Here is a 23,644-nt window from a genome sequence, read left to right on the forward strand (position 1 = left end):
TTTTTTGCAGTAGGACACATATTTATAAACCGAGGTGATGTAAATTGGAACGCGCACAGCGAGAACTGGTCAGCGTCCTGCTGAACCATATCCGTACCCTCGGTCTCATATCAAACTCTACCTGTTCCAGGGCCGTTGATCTGGTACATTCCGCAGACCTTCCTGAGCTATTCCGGTATCCCGTGTGCCTGACAGAGGAGGCAGAAGGGTGAATATCCTGAAACTCCGCAGCGAACTGCGCAGCGGCAAAACAATCTTCGACCTGCCTCTGCGGGTGACCTTCTACGCCAGAGTTTCCACTGACAAAGATGAACAGCTCAACAGCCTGGACAATCAAATACAGTACTACACTGAGCTAATTCAGAGTCAGCCCAGCTGGACCCTTGTGCCGGGCTACATTGACGAAGGCATCAGCGGCACCAGCACCAAACGGCGGGAGAGCTTCCTACAGATGATAAGGGACGCCAAAGCGGGGCGGTTTGATTTCATCATCACCAAGGAGATCTCCCGCTTTTCCCGTTCCACCCTGGACAGCATCCAGTACACCCAGGAGCTGCTGGAGCATGACGTGGGGGTCCTGTTCCAGAACGACAACATCAACACCCTGGACAGCGACAGCGAGTTTCGCCTGGTGGTCATGGCCGGGGTTGCCCAGGACGAGGTGCGCAAGCTGTCCGAGCGGCTAAAGTTCGGCTTCCGCCAGGCCATCAAAAACGGCCACGTGCTGGGCAACGACAAGCTGTGGGGCTATGACAAGAAGGACTGCGTGCTGACCATCAATGAGGGAGAGGCCCAGGTGGTGCGGCGGATCTTCGACCTCTACGCCAACCGGCAGATGGGCATCCGCCGCATCTCCCAGACCCTGCTGGACGAGGGCTTCACCAGCCGGAAGGGCAACGCCTTCAACGTCCTCACCATCCGGCACATCCTCTGCAATCCCAAGTACAAGGGCTGGTACTGCGCCAACAAGTCTCAGACGGTGGACTACCGCAGCAAGCGGAAAATTTTCCTGGACGAGCGGGAGTGGGTCATGTACCCCGACCCGTCCGTCCCGGCCATTGTCTCCGAGGAGCTGTGGGACCGTGCCAACGCCCTCTACAAGCGGCGCAGCCGGCAGATGAAACAGCACCAGAGCGGGGCGGAGTTCCACAACCGTTACCCCTACAGCGGCAAAATCATCTGCGGGGAACACGGCGCCAGCTTCCACCGGCAGCTGCTGAAAAGCGCCAGTGGGAACAAGGAGGTTTGGCAGTGCCGGGTGTATCGAGACCGGGGCCGAGCGGCCTGTTCCGCCCCCCAGCTCTACACCACAGAGCTGGATCAGGTGATGGCCCGGATTTTTGACCGGCTGGCCCAGGACAAACAGGCTATCATCGACGCAGTGATGACCCTCCTCCAGGCCGTCCCCGACGAACACGACTACACTCAGGACCTGCACCATATAGAGAAGGACCTGTCCGCCATCCAGGCAAAAAAAGACCGCCTGCTGGAGATGAGCATTGAGGGCATCATCTCTACGGCGGAGTTCAAGCAACGCAACGACGGATTCAACGGACAGATCAGAGCCCTGGAGGAGAAGCGGACGGCGCTCCAGAGGGAGGCTGAGAAAAAACAGCGGACCCAGGCGCAGACGGAGGAGATACGGGCCGCTCTGAATGCGGAGCTGACTTTTCAAAACGGCGTCAGTTCCCCTCTAGTCACCACAATTTTAGACAAAATTGTGGTCAAAAAAGGCAGCACCAGAGAGGTACTGCACTTGGACATTTTTCTAAAATTCGGCGGCCCTTATGGGGTCGTTTTTCACCGGGAAAATTCCTCCTTCTGCTTTCATCCTTTTTTACAATGTGCGCCACCAGACGCAGGTTATGTTCCACCAGAATATTCCGGGCCTCCAGATCGCCCTGGGCACAGCGCTCCAGATACTCCTTCTCCTCCGCAGCCTTCAGCGGCCGCGGGAAAGACCCCCCTCCCCCGGACAGGCGAAGGGTGAAAAACAGTCCGTTCATCATCAGGTAAACTACGGGTGACAGCATAATTTTAACACCTCCGCCCTACCTTATTCCTCTCCAGCACGTCCCTATGCCCGCTTTCCCCACTGCGCCGCCGGGTTTCCCTGAAGGAAAACCCCCATCTCCGCCCTGATATAGGTACAAAACAGCGCCGCCCTGATTGGGCGGCGCTGGTACGGTAACGGAACGATTTAGCGCAGGTTGAAGAAAGCCTTCATGCCGGGATACTGAGCCACCTCGCCCAGCTCCTCCTCAATGCGCAGCAGCTGGTTGTACTTGGCCACCCGGTCGGTGCGGCTGGGAGCGCCGGTCTTGATCTGACCAGCGTTGAGCGCCACAGCGATATCGGCAATGGTAGCGTCCTCGGTCTCGCCGGAGCGGTGGGACACGATGGCGGTGTAGCCGGCCCGGTTGGCCATCTGGATTGCGTCCAGGGTCTCGGTCAGGGTTCCAATCTGGTTGACCTTGATGAGGATGGCGTTGCCCACCTTCTTCTCAATGCCGGTAGCCAGACGGGACACATTGGTGACAAACAGGTCGTCGCCAACCAGCTGGACCTTGTCGCCAATGGCCTTGGTCAGCATAGCCCAGCCCTCCCAGTCGGTCTCGGCCATGCCGTCCTCCAGGGAAATGATGGGGTAGGTGTCGGCGAACTTCTTCCACATATTCACCAGCTGCTGCTGGGTCAGCTTCTTGTTGCTCTTGGGCTGGATATAGCACTTCTCCTCCTCATTCCACCACTCGGAGGAGGCGGCGTCGATGGCAATCATAAAGTCCTCGCCGGGCTTGTAGCCGGCCTCCTCAATGGCCTGAACGATCACCTTCAGAGCGTCCTCATCCTTCTTCAGGTTGGGAGCATAGCCGCCCTCGTCGCCCACGCCGGCGGCGGGAGTGCCGTTCTCCTTCAGGGTCTTCTTCAGCTGATGGAAGACCTCGGCGCAGCGGCGCAGAGCCTCGCGGAAGGAGGGGGCGGAGACAGGCATAATCATAAACTCCTGAATCTCCACGTTGTTGGTGGCATGAGCGCCGCCGTTGAGGATGTTCATCATGGGAACGGGCAGCTGCTTGGCGTTGACGCCGCCAATATAGTTGTACAGAGAGGTGCCCAGAGCGTTGGCGGCAGCCTTGGCGCAGGCCAGGGAGGCGCCGAGGATGGCGTTGGCCCCCAGGCGGTCCTTGTTGGCAGTGCCGTCCAGATCGATAAGCATCTTGTCAATGGCGGTCTGGTCCAGCACATTGGTGCCCACCAGGGCCTCGGCGATCTCGGTGTTGACGCTCTCCACGGCCTTCAGCACGCCCTTGCCCAGGTAGCGGCTCTTGTCGCCGTCCCGGAGCTCGCAGGCCTCATAAATGCCGGTGGAAGCGCCGGAGGGAACAGCAGCGCGGCCCATGGTGCCGTCTTCCAGATAGACCTCCACCTCAACGGTGGGGTTGCCGCGGGAGTCCAGGATCTCACGTCCGACTACGTCAACAATTTCGATCATCTGCTTCATGGAATTTGATCTCCTTTCAAATTGTGATGGGATTATCGTTGGAAAGCGGGATCCCCCGCCGGGTCAATAATTTTACTGGGCAATCAGGGTCTCCCCGTCCATCTCTGTGGGCTTCGCCAAGCCCATCAGGTCCAGCATGGTGGGCGCAATATCACACAGGCGGCCGTCCCGCAGCTTCACGTTGGCGCCCACAATGTAGAAAGGCACCAGGTTGGTGGTGTGGGCGGTAAAGGGGGAGCCATCAGTATCAATCATCCGCTCCGCGTTGCCGTGGTCGGCGGTGATCAGAGACACGCCCCCCATTTTGGAGGTGGCCTCCACCACCTTGCCCACGCACTCGTCCACGGTGGACACCGCCTTACAGGCGGCCTGGTACACGCCGGTGTGACCCACCATGTCGCAGTTGGCAAAGTTGAGGACAATAACGTCATAGGTCCCGCTGAGAATGCGCTTCACCGCCTCCTCGGTGACCTCGTAGGCGGACATCTCGGGCTGGAGGTCGTAAGTGGCCACCGAGGGTGACTTAATCAAACACCGGTCCTCCCCAGGGAACACCTGCTCCACGCCGCCGTTGAAAAAGAAGGTCACATGGGCGTACTTCTCTGTTTCGGCAATACGCAGCTGAGTCAGGCCCAGGTTGGAGATGTATTCACCAAAGATGTTGTCCAGCTTCTGCCGGGGATAGGCCACCGAGACGTTGGGCATGGTGGCGTCGTACTCGGTGGTACACACGAAATCCACAGGAATAAAGCCGGTCTTCCGCTCTACGTCGTTGAAATCCTCGTCCACTAGGCAGCGGGTAATCTCCCGGGCCCGGTCGGGGCGGAAGTTGAAGAAAATCACCGAGTCGTTATCCCGAATCTGGGCGTCTTTGGTACACACCACGGGGACCATGAACTCGTCGGTGACCCCGGCGTCATAGGAGGCCTGCACCGCGTCCGCGCCGTCGGCCACAAAGGGAGCCTGACCGCAGACAATGGCGTCATAGGCCTTCTGAACCCGATCCCAGCGTTTGTCCCGGTCCATGGCATAGTACCGGCCCATCACGGTGGCAATCTGGCCAATGCCCAGCTGCTGCATCTTGGCCTGGAGCTGTTCCACATATCCCTTGCCGGAGGAGGGAGGCACATCGCGACCATCCAGGAAGCAGTGGACATAGACCTTCTTCAGGCCCTGGTCCTGGGCCATTTTCAGCAGGGCAAAGAGGTGAGTGATGTGGCTGTGGACGCCGCCGTCGGACAGCAGGCCCATCAGGTGAAGGGCGGAGCCCCACTCCCGGCAGTTGTCCATGGCCTCCAGATAGACGGGATTCTCAAAAAAGGCCCCGGACTCGATATCCCGGCTGATGTGGGGCAGGTCCTGGAAGACGACCCGGCCCGCGCCGATATTGGTGTGGCCCACCTCGCTGTTGCCCATCTGTCCGTCGGGCAGGCCCACGTCCAGCCCGGAGGCGGACAGCTTACTGCCGGGGCACTGGGAAAAAATCTTGTCCAGATTGGGGGTGGGTGCGTTGACCACAGCGTTACCCGCAGAGGGCCCCTCCACGCCAAATCCATCCATAATAATCAAAGTAGTAGGTGTTTTCATTAAAACCTTTCCTTCTTATACCGGACGTTTTTCTTCGGGGCGCGCCCACAGCACGCCCCGAATTTACTCCGGAAGTATTACTCCTGGTTGGCCGCCTCAATGATCTTGACGAAATCAGCGGGCTTCAGAGCTGCGCCGCCAATCAGGCCGCCATCCACGTCGGGCTGGGCCAACAGCTCCTGAGCGTTCTTGGCGTTCATAGAGCCGCCGTACTGGATGGTGACGGAGCGGGCCACATGGGCGCCGTACTGCTTGCGGATGACGGTGCGGATGGCCTGGCAGACCTCGCCGGCCTGCTCGGCTGTGGCGGTCTTGCCGGTACCGATGGCCCACAGGGGCTCATAGGCAATGACGATATGGCGCACCTTCTCGGGGGCCACATTAGCCAGGGCGCACTTCACCTGATAGGCAATGAGTTCCATGGTCACGCCCAGCTCCCGCTGCTCCAGGCTCTCACCCACGCAGATAATGGGAACCAGGCCGGCCTCGATAGCGGCGTGGACCTTCTTGTTCACGGTGAAGTCGGTCTCGTTGTAGTACTGACGGCGCTCGGAGTGGCCGATGATAACGTACTTGGCCCCCGCCTCCTTAATCATGGCGGCGGTGATCTCACCGGTGTAGGCGCCGTGGTCCAGCTCGTGGCAGGTCTCCGCACCAATGGCGATGTGGCAGTCCTTGAACAGGCGGACAGCGGCCTGGATATTGGTGGCGGGGACACACAGCACCACATTGCACCACTTGCCCTTGGGCATGATGGGCTTGATCTCCTCAGCAAAGGCCTTGGTCTGGGAAAGGGTGTTGTTCATCTTCCAGTTGCCGGCGATGATGGTCTTGCGGTAGCGGCGATTCATGGTTAATCACTCCTAATTTGTTTTTTCCAATTTATTTGCAAATGGGGGTGAACCCCAAGTTTTTATTTGTCCAGCAGACAAGCCACGCCGGGCAGTTCCTTGCCCTCCATAAATTCAAGGGATGCACCGCCGCCAGTGGAGATGTGGGTCATCTTGTCGGCGTAGCCCAGCTGCTGCACCGCCGCTGCGCTGTCTCCGCCGCCGATGATGGTAATGGCGTCCGTCTTGCTGAGGGCCTCGGCCACAGCCTTGGTGCCTGCGGCAAATTTCTCAAACTCAAACACGCCCATGGGGCCGTTCCAGATGACGGTGCCTGCGTCGGCCACGGCGTCGCAGTACAGCTTCACCGTCTCGGGGCCGATATCCAGGCCCTGCCAGCCATCGGGGATCTCACCGGCCTTGACCACCTTGCTGTCGGCGTCGGGTGCAAACTTGTCGGCAATCACGGTGTCCACAGGCAGCAACAGCTTGACGCCCTTGTCCTTGGCTTTCTGAATCATCTCCAGAGAGTAGGACTTCCAGTCCTCCTCCAGCAGGCTGTCGCCCACCTTGCCCCCTTGGGCGGCGGAGAAGGTGTAGGCCATGCCGCCGCCAATAATAATGGTGTCGGCAATCTCCAGCAGATTGTTGATAACGCCAATCTTGGAGCTCACCTTGGAGCCGCCCAGAATGGCTACCAGAGGCCGCTTGGGGTTGGCCAGCGCGCCGCCGATAAAGTCCAGCTCCTTCTGAATCAGGAAGCCGCTGACGGCGGGCAGGTGGGCCGCCACTCCGGCGGTGGAAGCATGGGCGCGGTGGACGGCGCCGAAGGCATCGGATACATAGACGCCGTCGGCTCCAGCCAGCGCGGCCATCTTCTTGACCAGCTCGGGGTCGTTTTTGGTCTCCCCCTTCTCAAAGCGGGTATTCTGGAGGAGCATGATCTCGCCGGCCTTCAGCGCGGCAGCCTTGGCCTGGGCGTCGGGGCCCACCACGTCGCCGGCCAGAATCACATTCTTGCCCAGCAGCTCGCTCAGGCGGGCGGCTACAGGCTCCATGCGAAGCTCGGCCAGAGACTTCTTCCACTTCTCCTCGGTGATGGAGGCCTCATCCTTACCCTTCTCCAGCTGCTTCTTCTTGTAGGACTCAAAGGTGGCCACCGGCTTGCCCATGTGGGAGCAGGCAATCACCGCTGCACCCTGGTCCAGCAGATACTGGATGGTGGGCAGGGCAGCCCGGATGCGCTTGTCATCGGTGATGACGCCGCTGCCGTCCTTCGCCATGGGCACGTTAAAGTCGCAGCGCAGCAGCACCTTCTTGCCCTTGACATCCACATCCTTGACTGTCTTCTTGTTGTAGTTCATACTATTGACTCCTTTCTTTTCGTAAAGGTGACAAAACAGGCTTTACCGCTCTTGGGCCATCTCCCCCGCCCCGGACAGCTCCGGGAAACCCTGCTGCCGCAGGGCCTCGTAAGCGAGGATCGCCACCGAGTTGGCCAGGTTCAGACTTCGGGCGTCGGGCCGCATGGGGATGCGCACACACCGGTCGTACCAGCGCCGCCGCAGTTCCTCAGGCAGTCCGGCGGTCTCCTTGCCGAACATCAGCCAGCATCCGTCCCTGAAGTGGGCCCCGGTGTAGTCCTGGGGGGCTTTCGTGGTCGCCAGCCACAGGTCCGGTTCAGGATTGACCGCAAAGAAGTGGTCCAGGCTGTCATAGACGTGCAGGTCTACCATATGCCAGTAGTCCAGCCCTGCCCGGCGCACCGCACGCTCGCTGATATCAAAGCCCAGAGGCTTGACCAGATGGAGCCGGCTGCGGGTCGCGGCACAGGTGCGGGCAATATTTCCGGTATTCTGGGGGATCTCCGGTTCGACCAGTACAATGTTCAGCACATGGGCCCCTCCTTGCTCTTGCGGTTCCCATTGTAGTCCAATCCGGAAAAAATTTCAACTGTAAAATGGTCGAAATCATGCAAAAACTTCACAAAAGTCTTGAAATCTCAGTGCTATTTCTTATTCCTTGTGTCTTTTTTAGATTTATCAGCATTTTCTCCGTCCTTTTTCGGCAAAGTGCCGAAGCAATTTCAGCTCATTTTGCAGTAAAAATTCGTCCGTTCCCTCCCCGCTTCCCCTGTTTTTTCCTCTGCGCAGAAATTTTATACAAAAATTCCTGCCTTTTTCAGGAAACCGCTACCACTTCCTTGGCAGGCGTGCTATAATATGTTTTATAAACGTCTTTTTGATTGAACAGGGGGTTTTTATTATGTCTCATACAGTTGAAATCCTGTCTGTGGGTACCGAGCTGCTGCTGGGCAACATCGCCAACACCGACGCCCAGATGCTCTCCCAGGGGCTGAGCGAGCTGGGTCTGAATGTCTTCTGGCACACCGTGGTGGGGGACAATCCCCAGCGCGCCCGGGAGGCGGTGGCCCTGGCCAAGCAGCGGGCGGACATTATCATCACCACCGGCGGCCTGGGGCCCACCTGCGACGACCTGACAAAAAATGTGCTGGCCGAGGCCTTCGGCAAGGAGCTGGTCTTTGACGAGGGGTCGGCCCAGCGCATCCGCTCCTATTTCCAGCGCATTGGCCGCCCTATGACGGACAACAATCTCCAGCAGGCTATGCTCCCCGAAGGGTGTACCATCCTGGAGAACGACTGGGGCACCGCCCCGGGCTGCGCCTTTGAGGCAGAGGGGGTCCACGTGATTATGCTTCCTGGTCCCCCCAGCGAGTGCCGCCCCATGTTCCACTACCGGGCCACGCCCTACCTCCTCTCTCTGTCCGAGGGGGTCATCGCCTCCCATACTATTAAATTGTTTGGCATTGGCGAGTCTTCCATGGAGGCCCAGCTGCGGGATCAGATGAACGCCATGACCAATCCCACCCTGGCCCCCTACGCCAAGGAGGGGGAGTGTGAGCTGCGGGTCACCGCCAAGGCCCCCACTGACGAGGAGGCTCAGGCCCTGCTCAAGCCCACAGTGGAGCAGATAAAGCAGCTTTTCGGCGACAAGGTCTACGGAGTCGATGTGCCCTGCCTGGAGTACGTGGTGCTGGAGGGCCTGAAGGCGAAGGGCCTCACCCTGGGCTGCGCCGAGAGCTGCACTGGCGGACTCATCGCCAAGCGGCTCACCGACGTCCCCGGCGCCTCCCAGGTCTTCAAGGGAGGGATTGTGTCCTACACCAACGAGATCAAGGCCGGCCTTCTGGGGGTCCCCCAGGAAACACTGGACCGGTTCGGCGCGGTCTCCAAAGAGGTGGCCGCCGCTATGGCCGAGGGGGCCAGAAGGGTTCTGAGCTGCGACGTCGCCCTGTCCTCCACCGGTGTGGCGGGTCCCGACCGGGACGACCGGTGCAACGAGGTAGGCACCATGTTCGTGGCCATCGCAACCCCCCAGGGGACCCACGTGCGCCCCCTCCACCTGGGCAACCGCCCCATGCGGGAGCGGCTGCGCACCCAGACCGCCAGCCACGCCTTCGACCTGGCCCGCCGGTATCTGTCCGGGCTGGACTACGGGGCCTGAGCGGGAACTTCTGTACATCAAGGGAATCACCATGTTAGGAGGTAGATCATCTTGTCCGCACTGACAAAGAGGGCAGGACATTCTGTAGATATGACCCAAGGCAACGTGATCGGCCATCTGGTCCGTTTCGCCGTCCCCCTGCTGCTGGGCAACCTGTTTCAGCAGCTGTACAACACCGTGGACCTGTGGGTTGTGGGCAAGTACGTCAGCAACGCGGCCTACTCCGCCGTGGGCACCGTAACCCCCATTATCAACATGCTGATCGGCTTCTTCCTGGGGCTCTCCAGCGGCGCCGGAGTGGTCATTTCCCAGTACTATGGGGGTAAAAAGTTTGACAAGGTACACGAGACCGTCCACACCTCTCTGGTGATGACCCTGATCCTGGGCGTCGTCACCACCGGGGCGGGCATCCTAGTTATTCCCACCATGCTCCGGCTGATGAAAACCGACCTCCAGGCCGTGCCCGAGGCCACCACCTACCTGACCATCTACTTCGCCGGTGTGCTGGGGCTGATGCTGTACAACATGGGCTCCGGCATTCTCCGGGCGGTGGGGGACTCCAACCGGCCCTTCTACTTCCTGGTTATCTCAACCCTGCTGAACATCGTCCTGGACCTGTCCTTCGTCATCGGCCTGGGCATGGGCGTGGAGGGGGTCGCCTACGCCACCATTCTGGCCCAGGCCATTTCGGCGGTGCTTATCCTCCTTGTCCTCTCCCGCAGTGAGGCCTGTATCCGCCTGCGGCTGCGGGACCTGCGCCTCTCCCTGCACATCCTGGGGCAGATCGTCCGCATCGGCATCCCCTCCGCCCTCCAGATGGCCATTACCTCCTTCTCCAACGTGTTCGTCCAGTCCTACATCAACGTCTTTGGCCTGGACTGTATGTCGGGCTGGACCTCCTGCACCAAAATCGACCAGTTCCTTCTGCTGCCTGTCCAGTCCCTGGCCCTGTCCGCCACCACCTTTGTGGGCCAGAACCTGGGCACCGGCCAGGTGGAGCGGGCCAAGAAGGGGACCCGATACGCCCTGTTCCTGTCCTGGGGCATCGCCCTGGGCCTGGCCGCCATTGTGGTCCCCTCCGCCCCCTGGCTGGTGGCCTTCTTCAACGACAAGCCGGAGGTGGTGGAGTTCGGCGTCATGTTCCTGCGGCTGCTGTGCCCCTGCTATGTGCTGGTGTGCATCAACCAGATCTACGCCGGCTCCCTCCGGGGCGCGGGGATCAGCCAGCCTCCCACCTATATCATGCTGTTCTCCTTCGTCCTGTTCCGGCAGATTTATCTCTATATCCTCACCAACTTCATCACCAACACCCCCCTGCCCGTGGCCGCCGGCTACCCCCTGGGCTGGCTGGTGTGCAGCGTCCTCACCCTGATCTACTACAGCCGGGTGGACCTGACTGGAAGCCGGGTCGTGGATGACCCCTCCTCTATGCCGGAGAAACCATAAAAAGAGCGCCATCAGCGCTCTTTTTTAATCCCTTCTCATAAAATAGCGGTATATCTGCCGGGCGTGGGTTTCATAGAGGTCCTCTCCTCTGCGGGCCACGGCGCTCACCTCCCTGTTCTGTATATTAGTTCTTCGGGCCACCCTTTTGTTACAGTCTTCCCAAAAATAATCTCACATCTTTCTATCGTTGCCTTTGTCCCCCGGATATGCTATAATTAAGACAACAAACTTTTGATGGATGGGAGGTCCTCTTATGCCCTTCGTTCTCCCCGCATATTACCCGCCCCAGTTTGACGCCCCTCCGCTCCAGTCCGCCCCCAACGCCAGCCTGGCCCCCGCCCCCCAGGACGGCGTGGCCCCCCAGGGCTACCACGCCACCAGCATCTTTCCCGAGTACTTTAAAATCGACGGCCAGTGGCTGCTGGCGGAGGAGAGCCGCATGGACTGCGTGGCCGTTCTTCGCGGCGGGAAAATCGCCGTGGTGGAGTTCCGCAACCTGAAGGCGGGAGACCAGGTGGTGCTGGGCCGCACGGAGGACGGCTCCCAGGGCATCTATGTCCACGCCTCCGGGTTCCAGGAGGGGGACGGCGGCGATCGGGAGACCTTCGCCTTCCGCCAGGGCCGCTCCCGAGAGACCGCCTACTCCATGGACTACGACTCCATCTACGAGCTGCTGCGCTACGAGCGGGAGCATGGCCACATCGTCTGGGTACTGGGTCCCGCCTGCGCTTTCGACGCCGATGCCCGGGACGCCTTCGCCTCCCTGGTACGGCGGGGCTACGTCCACGCCCTGCTGGCCGGCAACGCCCTGGCCACCCACGACCTGGAGGCGGGCTATCTGCGTACCGCCTTGGGCCAAGATATCTACACCCAGCGCAGCCAGCCCAACGGCCACTACAACCACATCGACACCATCAATGCCGTCCGCGCTCAGGGCTCCACCAGCGCCTTCATCGACAGCGGCGCGGTGAAGGACGGCATCATCTACGAGTGTGTGAAGCACCAGGTCCCCTATGTGCTGGTGGGCTCTGTCCGGGACGACGGTCCTCTGCCCGAGGTGTACGCCAGCGTGTACGAGGGGCAGGACGCCATGCGGGCACAGGTCAGCCAGGCCACCACCGTCATCTGTATGGCCTCCACCCTCCACACCGTGGCCACCGGCAACATGACCCCCTCCTACCGGGTCGTGGACGGAGTGGTCCGACCGGTATACTTCTACTCAGTGGATATCTCCGAGTTCGCCGTCAACAAGCTGCGGGACCGGGGCAGTCTGTCGGTGCGCACCATCGTTACCAATGTGCAGGACTTCATTGTCAACGTGTCTAAGGGTGTGGAAAAATAAAACCCGTTCCCTTTCCCCGCAAAACTGCCAATCCAAACAAAAAAGGAGACAAATCCCCCGATTTGTCTCCTTTTCATCATCTCAAGCCTCCACGCTGACCTCCGGCGTGGACGCCGCCTCCGACACCGCAGCCTCCGTGGCGGCGTAGCCCTGGATGGCAGCCTCCAGAGTAGGCTGGACTGCGGCGGACAGCTGCTGCATCTGATTGCGCAGCTCCAGCTTGCTGGCGGCCAGCTGGCTCTGCTGGCGGTTGTCAATCTCCGCCTCCCGCAGATAACCCGCCTCCCGAATGACCCGCTGGGCCTGGCGGCGGCGCAGCTCTTGGCGCTGGCGCTTGGCCTCTCGGATGCGCTCCTCCTTCTCCAGCCTGGCCTGGCGGGCGGCGGCGGTCTTTTCTTGGCTCAGCTCCCGCTTCTTTCGCCCCGCCCGGTTCACCGCCTTTTGCAGCTGATTGATGGCCGCCTGGATCCGGTCGGCGTTCTCGCTGTCGCTGCCCTTGGCCGCCCGCAGCCGCGCAATCTGCCGTCGGGCATAGCCGGAGGCGGCGTCCACCTCCCCCGCAGTCCTGGCCCGGGCCAGCTTGGAGTAGGCCATCATGGGAGCGTCGCCGTACCGGGAGGGATTTTTCGTCTTCTTGAGCATCCGCTCCCGCTCGTCAGCCCGCTGCTGAACCTCCTTCATCATCTCGGGCAGGCTGGGCTGGCTCTCCCGCCGCTCCCGCAGAGCAGCAGCCAGCGCCTCGCCGTCCACCTCCGCCGTCCCCCGTCCGGAGGCCGCCGGATTCTGCCAATATCCCCCTGCGCTTACGCCGGATACGCTCACAACACGCCCCTCCTGTCCCTCTCCTCGCTTGAGGTAGCCCACTTAAAACATATATTTTAGATATCGACCGAACACTGGAAAAGGATAAGTGTTTCAGGAAAATTATGGGGAATTGCCCCCTCGGCCCAGGCAGTAAGATATTTTCTCTTATTTTTCTTTACACGCGTGCAAATGTGTGGTAAACTTATTGGCAGAATCTAATTTAAAAAACCACATCTGGAGATGAAATACATGAGTTTTAAAATTGTAGTGGACAGCTGCTGCGACCTGACCCCCGCCATGCTGAAGGACCCCACCTTTGTCAAGGTCCCTCTCACCATCCGCTCCAACGGCAGTACCTTTGTGGATGACGAGACCTTCGACCAGGCCGATCTGCTGTGGTCCATGCGCCAGAGCGAGGACGCTCCCTCCACCGCCTGTCCCGCTCCCCAGGCCTATCTGGACGCCTATCAGGGGGCAGACGACGTGTATGTGGTCACCCTCACCGCCCTGCTCAGCGGCTCCCACAACAGCGCCGAGCAGGCCCGCCTGCTGCTGGAGGAGGAGAATCCAGAGATCAATGTTCATGTGTTCAACTCCTGTTCCGCCGCCTCCGGCGAGCTGCTGGTGGCCATGGTCATCCAGCGTCTGGCCTCCACCGGGATGCCCTTCAAGCGGGTTGTCACCGAGGTGGAGCAGTTCATCTATCATATGCAGACCCTGTTTGTGCTGGAATCTCTGGAGAACCTGCGGAAAAACGGCCGGCTGACCAAGCTCCAGGCCGTGGTGACCGGTGCGCTGAAGATCAAACTCTTCATGGGGGCAACTCCGGAGGGAGAGATCTGCAAGCTGGGCCAGGCCCTGACCATCAAACAGGCCCTGACCAAGATGGTGGATAAAATGGCCTCCGACCCCGCCCACGTGGGCCGCACCCTGGCCATCTGCCACTGCAACTGCCTGGAACGGGCCTTTCAGGTGAAGGCCATGGTGGAGGCCAAGTGTAAATTCGCCCACATTATTATCACCGAGGCCGGCGGCGTCACCACCGTGTACGCCTACGACGGCGGGATTGTGGTGGCCTATTGACAAACGTTTCCCTTTTCCCACATAATAGAGAGGACGGCCGCCGCCGTCCTCTTAACTTTTATCATCAGGAGGAATGTTCTATGTCCATGAACCGCGAGCAGGCCTGGGACCTGCTGACCCAATATAACAAGGAGCCCTTCCACCTGCGCCACGCTATCACGGTGGAGCACGTGATGGGCTGGTATGCCCGGGAGCTGGGCTTTGCCGGTGAGACGGATTTTTGGTCCATCGTGGGCCTGCTCCACGACCTGGACTTCGAGATGTGGCCCGAGGAACACTGCGAGAAGTCCCAGGAGCTGATGCGCGCCGCCGGTGTGGAGGAGTCGATCATCCGCGCCACCGCCAGCCACGGCTGGGGCCTGCGGGTTGATATCAAGCCGGAGCACGAGATGGAGAAGGTCCTCTACGCCAGCGACGAGCTCACCGGCCTCATCGGCGCGGCCGCCCTCATGCGCCCCTCCAAGAGCGTGGCGGATATGGAGCTGAAATCGCTGAAAAAGAAGTTCAAGGACAAAAAATTTGCCGCCGGCTGTTCCCGGGATGTGATCGCCAACGGGGCCCAGCTGCTGGGCTGGGAGCTGGACAAGCTACTGGATATGACCCTCCGCGCCATGCAGGCGGAGGAGGCGGCCATCGAGGCGGCAGTGGCGGCACTGGGCTGAAAAAACACCGCTCAGGTCTTGCAAACCGGCCCAAACAGTGGTATAATACCACCGCTTATTACACAAAGAGGGGAAGATATTCATGTCCGGACATTCCAAGTGGCACAATATACAAAAGACCAAGGGGGCGGCGGACGCCAAACGCTCCCAGATCTTTACCAAGATCGCCCGCGAGATGATCGTGGCGGTGAAGACCGGCGGCAGCGGCGACCCGGCCAACAACTCCCGCCTGGCCACCGTCATCGCCAAGGCCAAGGCGGCCAATATGCCCAACGACAACATCAAGCGCACCATTGACAAGGCCCTGGGCTCGGGCAACACCGACAGCTTCGAGAACGTGGTCTACGAGGGCTACGGCCCCAACGGCGTGGCCGTCATCGTGGAGGCCCTCACCGACAACCGCAACCGCACCGCGCCCGAGGTGCGCCACCTGCTGGACAAGTACGGCAAGGGCCTGGGGGCCACCGGCTGCGTGTCCTGGTCCTTCGACCGCAAGGGCGTTATCGTCATTGAGTCTGAGGACCTGGACGAGGACACCGTGATGATGGACGCCCTGGACGCCGGGGCGGACGATATGCAGGCGGACGGCGAGGTCTTTGAGGTCTACACCAACCCCGACGCCTTCGCCGCCGTCACCGAAGCGCTGGAGGCCAAGGGCTACACCTTCCTGGAGGCCGGAGTGCAGATGGTGCCCCAGAACTATGTCAAGCTCACCGATGAGGGCGATATCAAGAACATGGAAAAGCTCATCGACCTGCTGGAGGAGAACGACGACGTGCAGAACGTCTACCACAACTGGGATCAGGATTAAGACAAGCGGGGGCCTTTCGGCCCCCGTTCTGCATAGGAGGTGCTGTGAATGGAAGTGTTTGAGAGAGCGGTCCAGGAGGCCGCGGAATCCGGTGAGCTCTCCTTCCCCACCCGGCGGAAGCTGTGGCTGGCGCTGGGGCCCTGGGAGGAGCAAGAGGAGGACAGCCCCTGTCCTCTCACCCAGCCTCTGCAAAAGCGGGCGCAGCTGGCGCTGGCCTGCGCCAAAAAGGTGGGCAGGATCTGGGCGGCCTACGATCCGGAGGACAAAAAACCCCAGACGCTGGTGAAGCAGGCAAACGCCTACCTCAGCGGCAAGCTGCCTGCGGACCAGCTGGAACAGCTGTGGCATCAGTCGGACTACATGAACGAGCTGGAGGGTGAGCGGTACAGCTTTGCCCCTCTGGCCGCCATCGCCGCTGAACGGGCGACCGCAGTGGTCCTTTACGATGAATTTCTCCTGGCCCCCGACTATGCCGATGCCGGCGACACTGATTTGGACGCCTACGACTGGGACGCCGCCTGGTGCGCCTCTCTGGCCTGGGCCCACCAGGACGAGGATGCCAGCCCCGGGGAGCAGAAGGTGGCTGAGTTGAAGTTCTGGGCCTGGTATCTGGAGCAGACCGCCCGGCTGCTTGGGATGGAGGACTGGAAGTTTCCCAAAAAGGCGGTCAGGGACTTTAAGAACAGGCAGGAGCTGGCCCATCCGGTGCCCGAGGAAGTCACCATGGAGAGCTTCACCGCCTTTCTGGACTGCGGACTCTACCAATGCCATAACACCGTCTCCCGGGGCGGAATCAACCAGTTTGCCGAAAAGCTGCCCACCTATGATATCCATACCCTCTGTCCGGACAGAGAGGCCGTCTGCCCCAGGTGCAGGACCACCTCCACCCTGCTGAAATTTTTCTACGGCGTCAACATCCTGGAGGCGGATCTGCCGGGGACCGGGATCTCCATCCGTCTGCTCCATACCCTCCCTATGTACCAGTGCCCCAACTGTCCGGACAGCTCCTTTACCCCCAGAACAGCCCAGGTCAACGCCAAGGCGGCCCTCAAGCGGTATCTGGCGGGACCGGGCCGTCTCCAGGCCTTTCAGGAGGAACTGGAACGGCGGGCCGCCAATGTGCTGGACATCGGAGGGGGATATTTGTCCCTGAACGGGGCCACAGAACACCACCACAACATACTGATCCCCGACGGGGTCCAGGGGCTACGCTGGCTGGACCCGGAGGCGAAGCAGGTGCCCCTGGATATGGGCCGGCTGGGCCGCACCTCCTACCTCACCGGGCTGACCGAGGAGCGGCTTGAAATCGACCTGAGCCGGTTCGGCCCCCATGTCTATTTCTCCGGCCTGACCCTGGCTGAGTTCCGGGAGGCCTATCCAAGCCAGACAGAGGTGTTGGAGGACGGGAGTATCCAGCTCACCATGGAACGCCACTGGGCCCGCTGCTGGCTGGATGGGACCGGGAAGCTGGAGCGGGTGGTGGTCCAGTCCCGATTTCACCTAGAGGTAGATATGACGTACTCCGTCACTGTGGCCCGCTTTTTGATGGAGGAGTTTCACCTATCCCAGGTCCAGGCGAAGGAGGCTCTTGCGCGTTACCGCGAGAACGGCCTCCGGCAGGGGGAGCCGGGGCCGTTCTCGGGGCTGACCCGGGCGGAAGCCCTGGAGCTGTGCGCAAAGCTGCGGAGCAGGGGCATCAAGTGCCGCATCATGTCCGTCCCTGTGGGGGAACGGGGGGACACGGAGCTGCGGTGAGAGGAGGAACTATGATGGAAGTGCTGGAACAAGCGGTCAAAGAGCTTGCCGAAACCGGAACGCTCAGCTTCCCCGCCCGCCGGAGGCTGTGGGAGGCCATGGGCCCCTATGAGGAGCGTCCGGAGGACGACCCGGTCCCCTGCTCCCTCACGCCGGCGCTGAAAAAGCGGGCGGAGCTGGCCCTGGCCTGCGCCAAAAAGGTGAGCCGGATCTGGGCCGCCTACGCCGGGGAGGACAAGCGGCCCCAGAGGCTGATCCGGCAGGTCCGGGCCTATCTGGACGGCAAAATCACCGCCGAGGCGCTGGACAGGGAGAGCGGCGTGATTGACGGCTTTATGTCCATTGTGGACGATGAGCCCAACGACTCCGCCCCCGCCGCCGCCCTAGCGGCCTGGGACGCCTTGGTAACTGCACTCCACGACGAATCCCTGCTGGAGCCCCGCTATGCGGACGCCGCCGATGATGACCTGGACCCCTACGACTGGGACGCGGCCAAAAACGCCGCCCTGGCCTGGCGGGACGCCAACTCCGACGGCGACCCGGGCAAGAGGGCGGTGCGGGAGATGAAGTTCTGGGCCTGGTATCTGGAGGAGGCCGCCAGACTGCTGGAGTTCGAGGGCTTCAAATTTCCGCCCAAATATATCAAGGCCTTTCAGGACAGGCAGAATCCGCCCAGGCCGGTGCCTGAGGAGGTCAGCCTGGAGAGTTTTACCGACTACCTGGGGGCGGGGTCCTACCTGTACCATGTCCGCACGCTGCCGGGAATCCACGAGACCCCCAGCGTGTACAAGCTGACCGCCCGAATCTATGGAGAGTCCGGGATCTGCCCCATTTGCAGGCAGGAGACCCGCCGGTTCGATTGCATCATGGCCTTCAACTATCTGGAGTCTCCCCTGCCTGGAGCGGAGCTGCCCTTGTATATCACCCAGGAGGTCCCGCTCTTTCACTGCCCTGACCACTCCCACGAGTGGTGCTTCCCGCCAACCCCCCGCGTCAATCCCAAGGCGGCGCTGAAGCACTACTTGAAGGAGCCGGGACGGGCGGAGGCTCTGCTGGAGCAGCTGGAGCGGCGGGCGGTAAACGCCTGCGAGCTGCTGGGGGGCTCGATAATCCTCAATGGAAACAACCGGCTTCTGCGGGTCATCGACTGGGTCGGATTTCCCCCGGAGCAGGGGGCCTGCTGGCTGGACAAGGAGCGGGAGCTCTATGAGGTGGATTTGACCAGGTTCGGCCCTCACGTCTATTTCAGCCGGATGCCCTATGAGGAGTTCTGTCAGAGATTTCCAGAGCAGGTCCGCAGGCTGGAGGACGGCTCCACAGAGCTGACGTTCAGTGACTACTGGGCCAACTGCCGCTTTGACGCCGCCGGGGCCCTGGAGCGGGTTGTGGTGCGCAGCCGGTGCCACATCCGGGTCAAGGAGCTGGACCGCTGTGGGGAAACATTATCCCGGCTGCTGGTCTGCTTTCTGGATTTGACGCCGGAGCAGGCGGAGGAGGCGGTCCGAAGCGCAGAGCAGGTGCTGTCCAAGGAGTGGACCCTCTCTGTGCTGTCGGGGCTGGAGAAGCGGGAGGCGGTCACCCTCCAAGCCAAGCTGGCCAAAAACGGCATTCCCTGCCGCGTCTGCCCAACCCCCTTGGGGGAACAGGGGGATTAGTGGTCACAGGGATACTTCCTGCTCCCAGTCGCAAATCAGCCCCTTCTGAAGGACGACCGCTATCTCACAGTCCTCCTGCCCTGTCTCCAAACGCTCCAAGGTCCCCAGCAGAAATACACCCTGCATCAGACCGGTCAGAATCAGCAGCACCTGATCCCCCTCTCTCAGCTCCAGCTCCCGGAGGGCCGGCCCCTTGCCCGAGAGGCGCACCGCCCGGCGCCCCTCTCGGGCCCTTACACAAACCGTGCAAGGAAACGTGCCGTCTCCTTCTTCGCCGTCCTCCTGCTGCTTCTTACGATACTCCTCCAGCAGCTGGCCGCTGCCGCCGTAGCGGCTGAGACAGGCGTTCCATTTCCCCTGGATGGCTTTGTCTATGCGCCGCGCCACAATCCGCCCCGGCGCAAACCGGAGCGTCAGGGCGTCGGAGGCCCAGAACGCTGTCCCTCCAACGGCACACAGCATCCCAAGAGCAGAGGCAAGGTTCGGGTTCCGCCACACACAGTACACCAGGGCGGCGCCTCCCCCAATCATTCCAAGCGCAAGAAGCAGGACAAAAAATCCCTGCCATTTCTCCCGCCTCACAGAATCGTCCCCTCCTCCTCCAGCTCCTTCAGCAGCTTCTGGTCCTCTTTGGAGGACAGGTCCAGCTTTTCATACAGGTCCGGGCGGCGCTGGCGGGTCCGGAGAATGGACTGCTTCCGCCGCCACTGCTCCACCTTGGCGTGGTTGCCCGACAGGAGGATGGGAGGCACCGCCCGGTCGTGCCACACCTCGGGCCGGGAGTACTGGGGGGCCTCCAGCATCCCGTTCCAGTGACTCTCATTCTCGTAGCAGGAGGGGTCGGACAGTACCCCGGGCACCAGCCGGCACACCGCGTCGGCCACCGCCATAGCCGGGATCTCTCCGCCGGTCATCACAAAGTCGCCGATGGAGATCTCCTCGTCCACACACTCCTCAATAAACCGCTCGTCGATGCCCTCGTAGTGGCCGCAGACCAAAATCAGCCGCTGGTAGTCCTCCTTCAGCCGCCGGGCGTCCGCCTGGCAGAAGGTCTTCCCCGCCGGGGACATGTAGATGGTGTGGACACGCTCCCCCGCCTCCTGGCATATGTGCTCCCAGCACCGGTACAGGGGGTCCGCCTGCATCACCGCCCCCCGCCCTCCCCCGTAGGGGTAGTTGTCCACCTGCTTCTGCTTGTTCATTGTGTAGTCCCGAATCTGGTGGCACTCAACCCGGATGTAGCCCCGCTCCTGCCCCCGGCCCAGCACAGACTCACAGAGCATATCCCCCACCACGTCGGGGAATAATGTCATAATATCAATACGGTACATGGTCGCCCCGCCTTTCTTCCAATTCACAGCAGTATTATACGGGATTTTCCCCCCTTTTTCAACGGATTCCTGCCGGCCTGAAAAATTTTTCTCTTCCTTCAAAATGCTCTCGCAATTTCGGAAAAAATGTGCTATGATATGGGGCGACATGATTCTTGCACGAAAGCGAGGTTTTTCCAATGTATTGTACCCGCAAGGTCACAGACGACCTGATTTGGATTGGCGCCAACGACCGGCAGCATCCCATCTTTGAGGCTGCTCACCCCGTCCCCCGGGGGATGTCCTACAACTCCTACCTGCTGCTGGATGAGAAGACTGTCCTCTTTGACACGGTGGACCGGTCCGTTCAGACCCAGTTTCTGGAAAACCTGGAGCATGCCCTGGATGGCCGCCCCCTGGACTATATCTTTGTCCACCACATGGAGCCCGACCACGCCGCAACCCTGGGAGACCTGATGCTCCGCCACCCTGAGGCCCGCATTGTCTGCAACGGCAAGGCTATCAACATGATCCGCCAGTTCCACGCCACAGACCCCTCCGGCGCCATTCTGGTCAACGAGGGGGACACCCTGTGTACCGGCCGGCACAACTTCACCTTCGTGGCCGCCCCCATGGTCCACTGGCCCGAGGTGGTGGTGAGCTACGACTCCACCGACAAGATCCTCTTCTCTGCCGACGGCTTCGGCTCCTTCGGCGCACTGAACGGCGTCCTCTTCGCCGACGAGGTGGACTGGGAGCGGGACTGGCTGGATGAGGCCCGCCGCTACTACACCAACATCGTGGGCAAGTACGGCCCCCAGGTCATGGCCCTGCTGGGCAAGGCCTCCAAGCTAGATATCCAGATGATCTGCCCCCTCCATGGCCCCGTGTGGCGGAAGAACTTCTCCCAAATCATTGACCGGTACGTGAAGTGGGCCAGCTATGAACCGGAGGTCCAGGGTGTGGTCATCCCCTTCGCCTCCATCTACGGCCACACCGAGACCGCCGCCAACATCCTGGCCTGCCGCCTGGCCGAGCTGGGCATCCCTGTCCAGATGCACGACGTATCGGTGACCCACTACTCCTATGTGCTGTCCGACTGCTTCAAGTACAGCCACATCGTCTTCGCCTGTCCCACATATAACAACGGCGTATTTGATCCCATGGAGCACCTGCTCCGGGACCTGGCCCACCACAACCTGCAAAACCGCAAGGCGGCCCTCATTCAGAATGGCTCCTGGGCCCCCGCCAGCGGCAAGCTGATGACGGAAATTTTGGGCGGCATGAAGAATATCGAGCTCCTTCAGGTCTCTGTGACCCTCAAGTCCGCCCTGGCCCCGGGGCAGGAGGCCGAGCTGGAGGCCCTGGCACAGACCTTGGCCGCCGATCTCAAGGGAGAGAAACCCGCCCTTGAGGCGGAGACCTCCGCCAAGCCCCGGGGCTTTGTGTGCAAAATCTGCGGCTTCATCTATGAGAGCGATACCCTCCCCGACGACTACGTGTGTCCCATCTGCCGCCGCCCCGCCTCTGACTTCGAGCCGGTGCAGTAATACAGCAAACCGCCGCCCCACTTTCGGGACGGCGGTTCTCCTTATCTGCCGGGCATCTGGGGGGCCATAGCGCGGGTGTGACGGATCTCCTCCCACACGGTGGTCTTTTTCCAGAAGCTGACGGCGGTAATGGGCAGCCAGGTGAACAGAAACAGCCAGTAGACGGCCAGCCCCTTCCACAGGCGGCGGTCCCACTTGCCCTCCAGGGTTATGACAACCCCGGCGGCCACCGTGGCGGTGAGTGCTGCCCAGGCGACATTCCCCAGCGCCCCTCCAATCCCCAGGAGCAGAGCCTGGGCCAAAGTACGTCCCCCCAGCGCCGCGGTGAGGGCGGTACACAGCAGCCCCGCCAGCGCGGCCACCTGGTAAGCAGGCAGGAGCAGCGTGGTCTCAAAATCAAAGAGGCTCAGCCGGGGCCGCTTCGTTTGAGACTCCCCCAGAGCCGGCAGATAGGTCTGGGCCACTTGCAGGGTCCCGCTGGTCCAGCGGCGGCGCTGGGTGAAAGACTGCTCCCAGGTGAGGGGCTGTTCGTCGTAAGTAACAGCCTTGGGGACATAGGCAACCCGCTCCCCCGCCAGCACAGTCTGGGCGGTGATCTCCAGGTCCTCGCTGATGGTGTCGGTGTGCCAGCCGCCCAGTTTGTCCAGCAGCTTTTGAGTCACCATAAAGCCGGTGCCCCCAATCATGGCGGACACACCCAGGCCCGCTTTGCCCCCATTGTGAAAACGGTCCATCATCCAGTAATAGATAGAGGAGCAGCCAGAGACGGCGGTGTCATAGGGATTCTTGCTGTCCCGGTAGCCCTGGGCCGCCTGAACCCCGGTAAGCCGGGCGTTGTTCATCTCCGCCAAAAAGCGGCAGTCCACCACGTTGTCCGCGTCGAAGACCAGCCAGGCGTCATACTGCCGGCCCCGCAGACGGTTGTAGGCGAAGCGGAGAACCTCCCCCTTGCTCTTCACAGGGACGGTACACTCCAGAACTTTGGCACCGAAATTCTTTGCCGCCAGGGCGGTGTTGTCGGCGCAGTTGTTGGGGATGACCCAGATGTCGTACAGGTCCGCCGGGTAATCCTGGGTGAGCAGGCTGTTAATCAGCGAGCCAATCACCAGTTCCTCGTTCCGGGCGGCGATCAGCACGGCGAACCTGGTTTGAGCCGGGTGAAAGCCATAGTCCATCGGCTTTTTTACACTGGCCAAGCCGGAAAGCAGATACCACAGCCCCCAAAGTCCCATCAATACTCCCATCGTGCCCGTCAGGGCCAGCGCGGCAGGATACATCCAATCCATGTCCTGCTCCTCCTCTCGTTTGTTCTGTCCACAAGGATAACAGAGCTTCTTTAAGGACAGTGTGGCAGGGAGATTAAGATTTTTTAAAGTTTTCCTTAAAGACATGGGACGGGCCCTGCACCGCATATTCTCTACCAAAATCATTTGGGGGGAATGGCTATGGAGACGCGAATTGCCCAGCTGCGGTATAAGGAGGTAATCAGCGTAGAGGACGGCAGCCGCTACGGCTATGTAGGTGATTTGGAGGTGGATCTGGAGACTGGTCAGGTGCGGGCGCTGGTTATCCCGGGCCGGCGGCGCTTCTTCGGGCTGCTGGGACGGGAGGAGGACCGGTATATCCCTTGGCGCTGTGTCCGCCGCTTCGGTGAGGATATTATTTTGGTGGAGGAGCGGCCCACTCCGTTATCTGCTGCGCAGGAATAAATAAATATCCCCCGGCGAAGCCGGGGGTATTTCATATGCGGGCAAAGCCCTATGTTACTAGCAAGCGCGTCCC

19 protein-coding genes and 2 pseudogenes are annotated in these 23,644 nt (G+C 61.0%); 11 read left to right on the forward strand and 10 right to left on the reverse strand.

Features of this window, described 5'->3' with window-relative positions; all coding sequences use genetic code 11:
* Positions 1-274 precede the first annotated feature (274 nt).
* Positions 275-1,318: pseudogene (locus D1646_RS23270) on the forward strand (recombinase family protein); the annotation flags it as partial.
* 514 nt (positions 1,319-1,832) lie between these two features.
* Here the strand turns inward: D1646_RS23270 and D1646_RS23275 are convergent.
* The 6 genes and pseudogenes from D1646_RS23275 to D1646_RS12015 form a co-directional block, all read right to left on the reverse strand.
* Positions 1,833-2,006: pseudogene (locus tag D1646_RS23275) on the reverse strand (RNA polymerase subunit sigma-70); the annotation flags it as partial.
* 194 nt (positions 2,007-2,200) lie between these two features.
* Complete coding sequence (gene eno / locus D1646_RS11995; RefSeq protein WP_160636682.1) at positions 2,201-3,502, reverse strand: phosphopyruvate hydratase; 1,302 nt, start codon at positions 3,500-3,502, stop codon at positions 2,201-2,203.
* Between the two features lie 72 nt (positions 3,503-3,574).
* Positions 3,575-5,089: a 2,3-bisphosphoglycerate-independent phosphoglycerate mutase gene (gene gpmI, locus D1646_RS12000; protein ID WP_160636683.1), complete on the reverse strand. Its 1,515-nt coding sequence runs from the start codon at positions 5,087-5,089 to the stop codon at positions 3,575-3,577.
* 77 nt (positions 5,090-5,166) lie between these two features.
* Complete coding sequence (tpiA, locus tag D1646_RS12005; protein ID WP_160636684.1) at positions 5,167-5,940, reverse strand: triose-phosphate isomerase; 774 nt, start codon at positions 5,938-5,940, stop codon at positions 5,167-5,169.
* A gap of 62 nt (positions 5,941-6,002) precedes the next feature.
* Positions 6,003-7,283 (reverse strand): phosphoglycerate kinase, encoded by a 1,281-nt coding sequence (locus D1646_RS12010; protein WP_160636685.1) that lies wholly within the window; start codon positions 7,281-7,283, stop codon positions 6,003-6,005.
* Between the two features lie 42 nt (positions 7,284-7,325).
* Positions 7,326-7,814: a tRNA (cytidine(34)-2'-O)-methyltransferase gene (locus D1646_RS12015; protein ID WP_160636686.1), complete on the reverse strand. Its 489-nt coding sequence runs from the start codon at positions 7,812-7,814 to the stop codon at positions 7,326-7,328.
* Between the two features lie 370 nt (positions 7,815-8,184).
* Between D1646_RS12015 and D1646_RS12020 the strand changes: the two genes are divergently transcribed.
* The 3 genes from D1646_RS12020 (at position 8,185) to D1646_RS12030 (ending at position 12,232) form a co-directional block, all read left to right on the forward strand.
* Positions 8,185-9,444: a competence/damage-inducible protein A gene (locus D1646_RS12020; protein WP_160636687.1), complete on the forward strand. Its 1,260-nt coding sequence runs from the start codon at positions 8,185-8,187 to the stop codon at positions 9,442-9,444.
* A 51-nt stretch (positions 9,445-9,495) separates the two neighbouring features.
* Positions 9,496-10,890 (forward strand): MATE family efflux transporter, encoded by a 1,395-nt coding sequence (locus tag D1646_RS12025; RefSeq protein ID WP_243154146.1) that lies wholly within the window; start codon positions 9,496-9,498, stop codon positions 10,888-10,890.
* Between the two features lie 253 nt (positions 10,891-11,143).
* The gene (locus D1646_RS12030) at positions 11,144-12,232 is read left to right on the forward strand and encodes a hypothetical protein (RefSeq protein ID WP_160636688.1); all 1,089 of its coding nucleotides are present in this window, start codon (positions 11,144-11,146) and stop codon (positions 12,230-12,232) included.
* An 81-nt stretch (positions 12,233-12,313) separates the two neighbouring features.
* Here the strand turns inward: D1646_RS12030 and D1646_RS12035 are convergent, their stop codons facing one another.
* Positions 12,314-13,054, reverse strand: coding sequence for a hypothetical protein (locus D1646_RS12035; protein WP_160636689.1), 741 nt, complete (start codon positions 13,052-13,054; stop codon positions 12,314-12,316).
* Positions 13,055-13,285: 231 nt separating this feature from the next.
* On the opposite strand from D1646_RS12035, the gene D1646_RS12040 reads away from it, so the two are divergent.
* The 5 genes from D1646_RS12040 (at position 13,286) to D1646_RS12060 (ending at position 19,002) form a co-directional block, all read left to right on the forward strand.
* Entirely contained in the window at positions 13,286-14,119 is an 834-nt protein-coding gene (locus tag D1646_RS12040; protein ID WP_160636690.1) for a DegV family protein, read from the forward strand.
* 80 nt (positions 14,120-14,199) lie between these two features.
* Positions 14,200-14,781: a hydrolase gene (locus D1646_RS12045; protein WP_160636691.1), complete on the forward strand. Its 582-nt coding sequence runs from the start codon at positions 14,200-14,202 to the stop codon at positions 14,779-14,781.
* 82 nt (positions 14,782-14,863) lie between these two features.
* Positions 14,864-15,592: a YebC/PmpR family DNA-binding transcriptional regulator gene (locus tag D1646_RS12050; RefSeq protein WP_160636692.1), complete on the forward strand. Its 729-nt coding sequence runs from the start codon at positions 14,864-14,866 to the stop codon at positions 15,590-15,592.
* Positions 15,593-15,640: 48 nt separating this feature from the next.
* On the forward strand, positions 15,641-17,347 hold the full coding sequence (locus D1646_RS12055; protein WP_160636693.1) for an Imm5 family immunity protein: 1,707 nt from the start codon (positions 15,641-15,643) through the stop codon (positions 17,345-17,347).
* A gap of 11 nt (positions 17,348-17,358) precedes the next feature.
* Entirely contained in the window at positions 17,359-19,002 is a 1,644-nt protein-coding gene (locus D1646_RS12060; protein WP_160636694.1) for an Imm5 family immunity protein, read from the forward strand.
* Positions 19,003-19,005: 3 nt separating this feature from the next.
* On the opposite strand, the gene D1646_RS12065 is transcribed toward D1646_RS12060, so the two are convergent.
* Complete coding sequence (locus D1646_RS12065; protein WP_160636695.1) at positions 19,006-19,584, reverse strand: hypothetical protein; 579 nt, start codon at positions 19,582-19,584, stop codon at positions 19,006-19,008.
* Entirely contained in the window at positions 19,581-20,333 is a 753-nt protein-coding gene (gene trmD, locus D1646_RS12070; protein WP_160636696.1) for a tRNA (guanosine(37)-N1)-methyltransferase TrmD, read from the reverse strand. Before trmD ends, D1646_RS12065 begins: the two co-directional genes overlap by 4 nt.
* 179 nt (positions 20,334-20,512) lie before the next feature.
* Between trmD and D1646_RS12075 the strand changes: the two genes are divergently transcribed.
* Entirely contained in the window at positions 20,513-21,862 is a 1,350-nt protein-coding gene (locus tag D1646_RS12075; protein ID WP_160636697.1) for an MBL fold metallo-hydrolase, read from the forward strand.
* Positions 21,863-21,903: 41 nt separating this feature from the next.
* On the opposite strand, the gene D1646_RS12080 is transcribed toward D1646_RS12075, so the two are convergent.
* Positions 21,904-23,148 (reverse strand): glycosyltransferase family 2 protein, encoded by a 1,245-nt coding sequence (locus D1646_RS12080; protein ID WP_160636698.1) that lies wholly within the window; start codon positions 23,146-23,148, stop codon positions 21,904-21,906.
* A gap of 159 nt (positions 23,149-23,307) precedes the next feature.
* On the opposite strand from D1646_RS12080, the gene D1646_RS12085 reads away from it, so the two are divergent.
* On the forward strand, positions 23,308-23,571 hold the full coding sequence (locus D1646_RS12085) for a YlmC/YmxH family sporulation protein (RefSeq protein WP_160636699.1): 264 nt from the start codon (positions 23,308-23,310) through the stop codon (positions 23,569-23,571).
* Positions 23,572-23,644: the final 73 nt, after the last annotated feature.

This window comes from Pseudoflavonifractor sp. 60, assembly GCF_009911645.1.
In the GTDB taxonomy this organism is placed as follows: Bacteria; Bacillota; Clostridia; order Oscillospirales; family Oscillospiraceae; genus Lawsonibacter.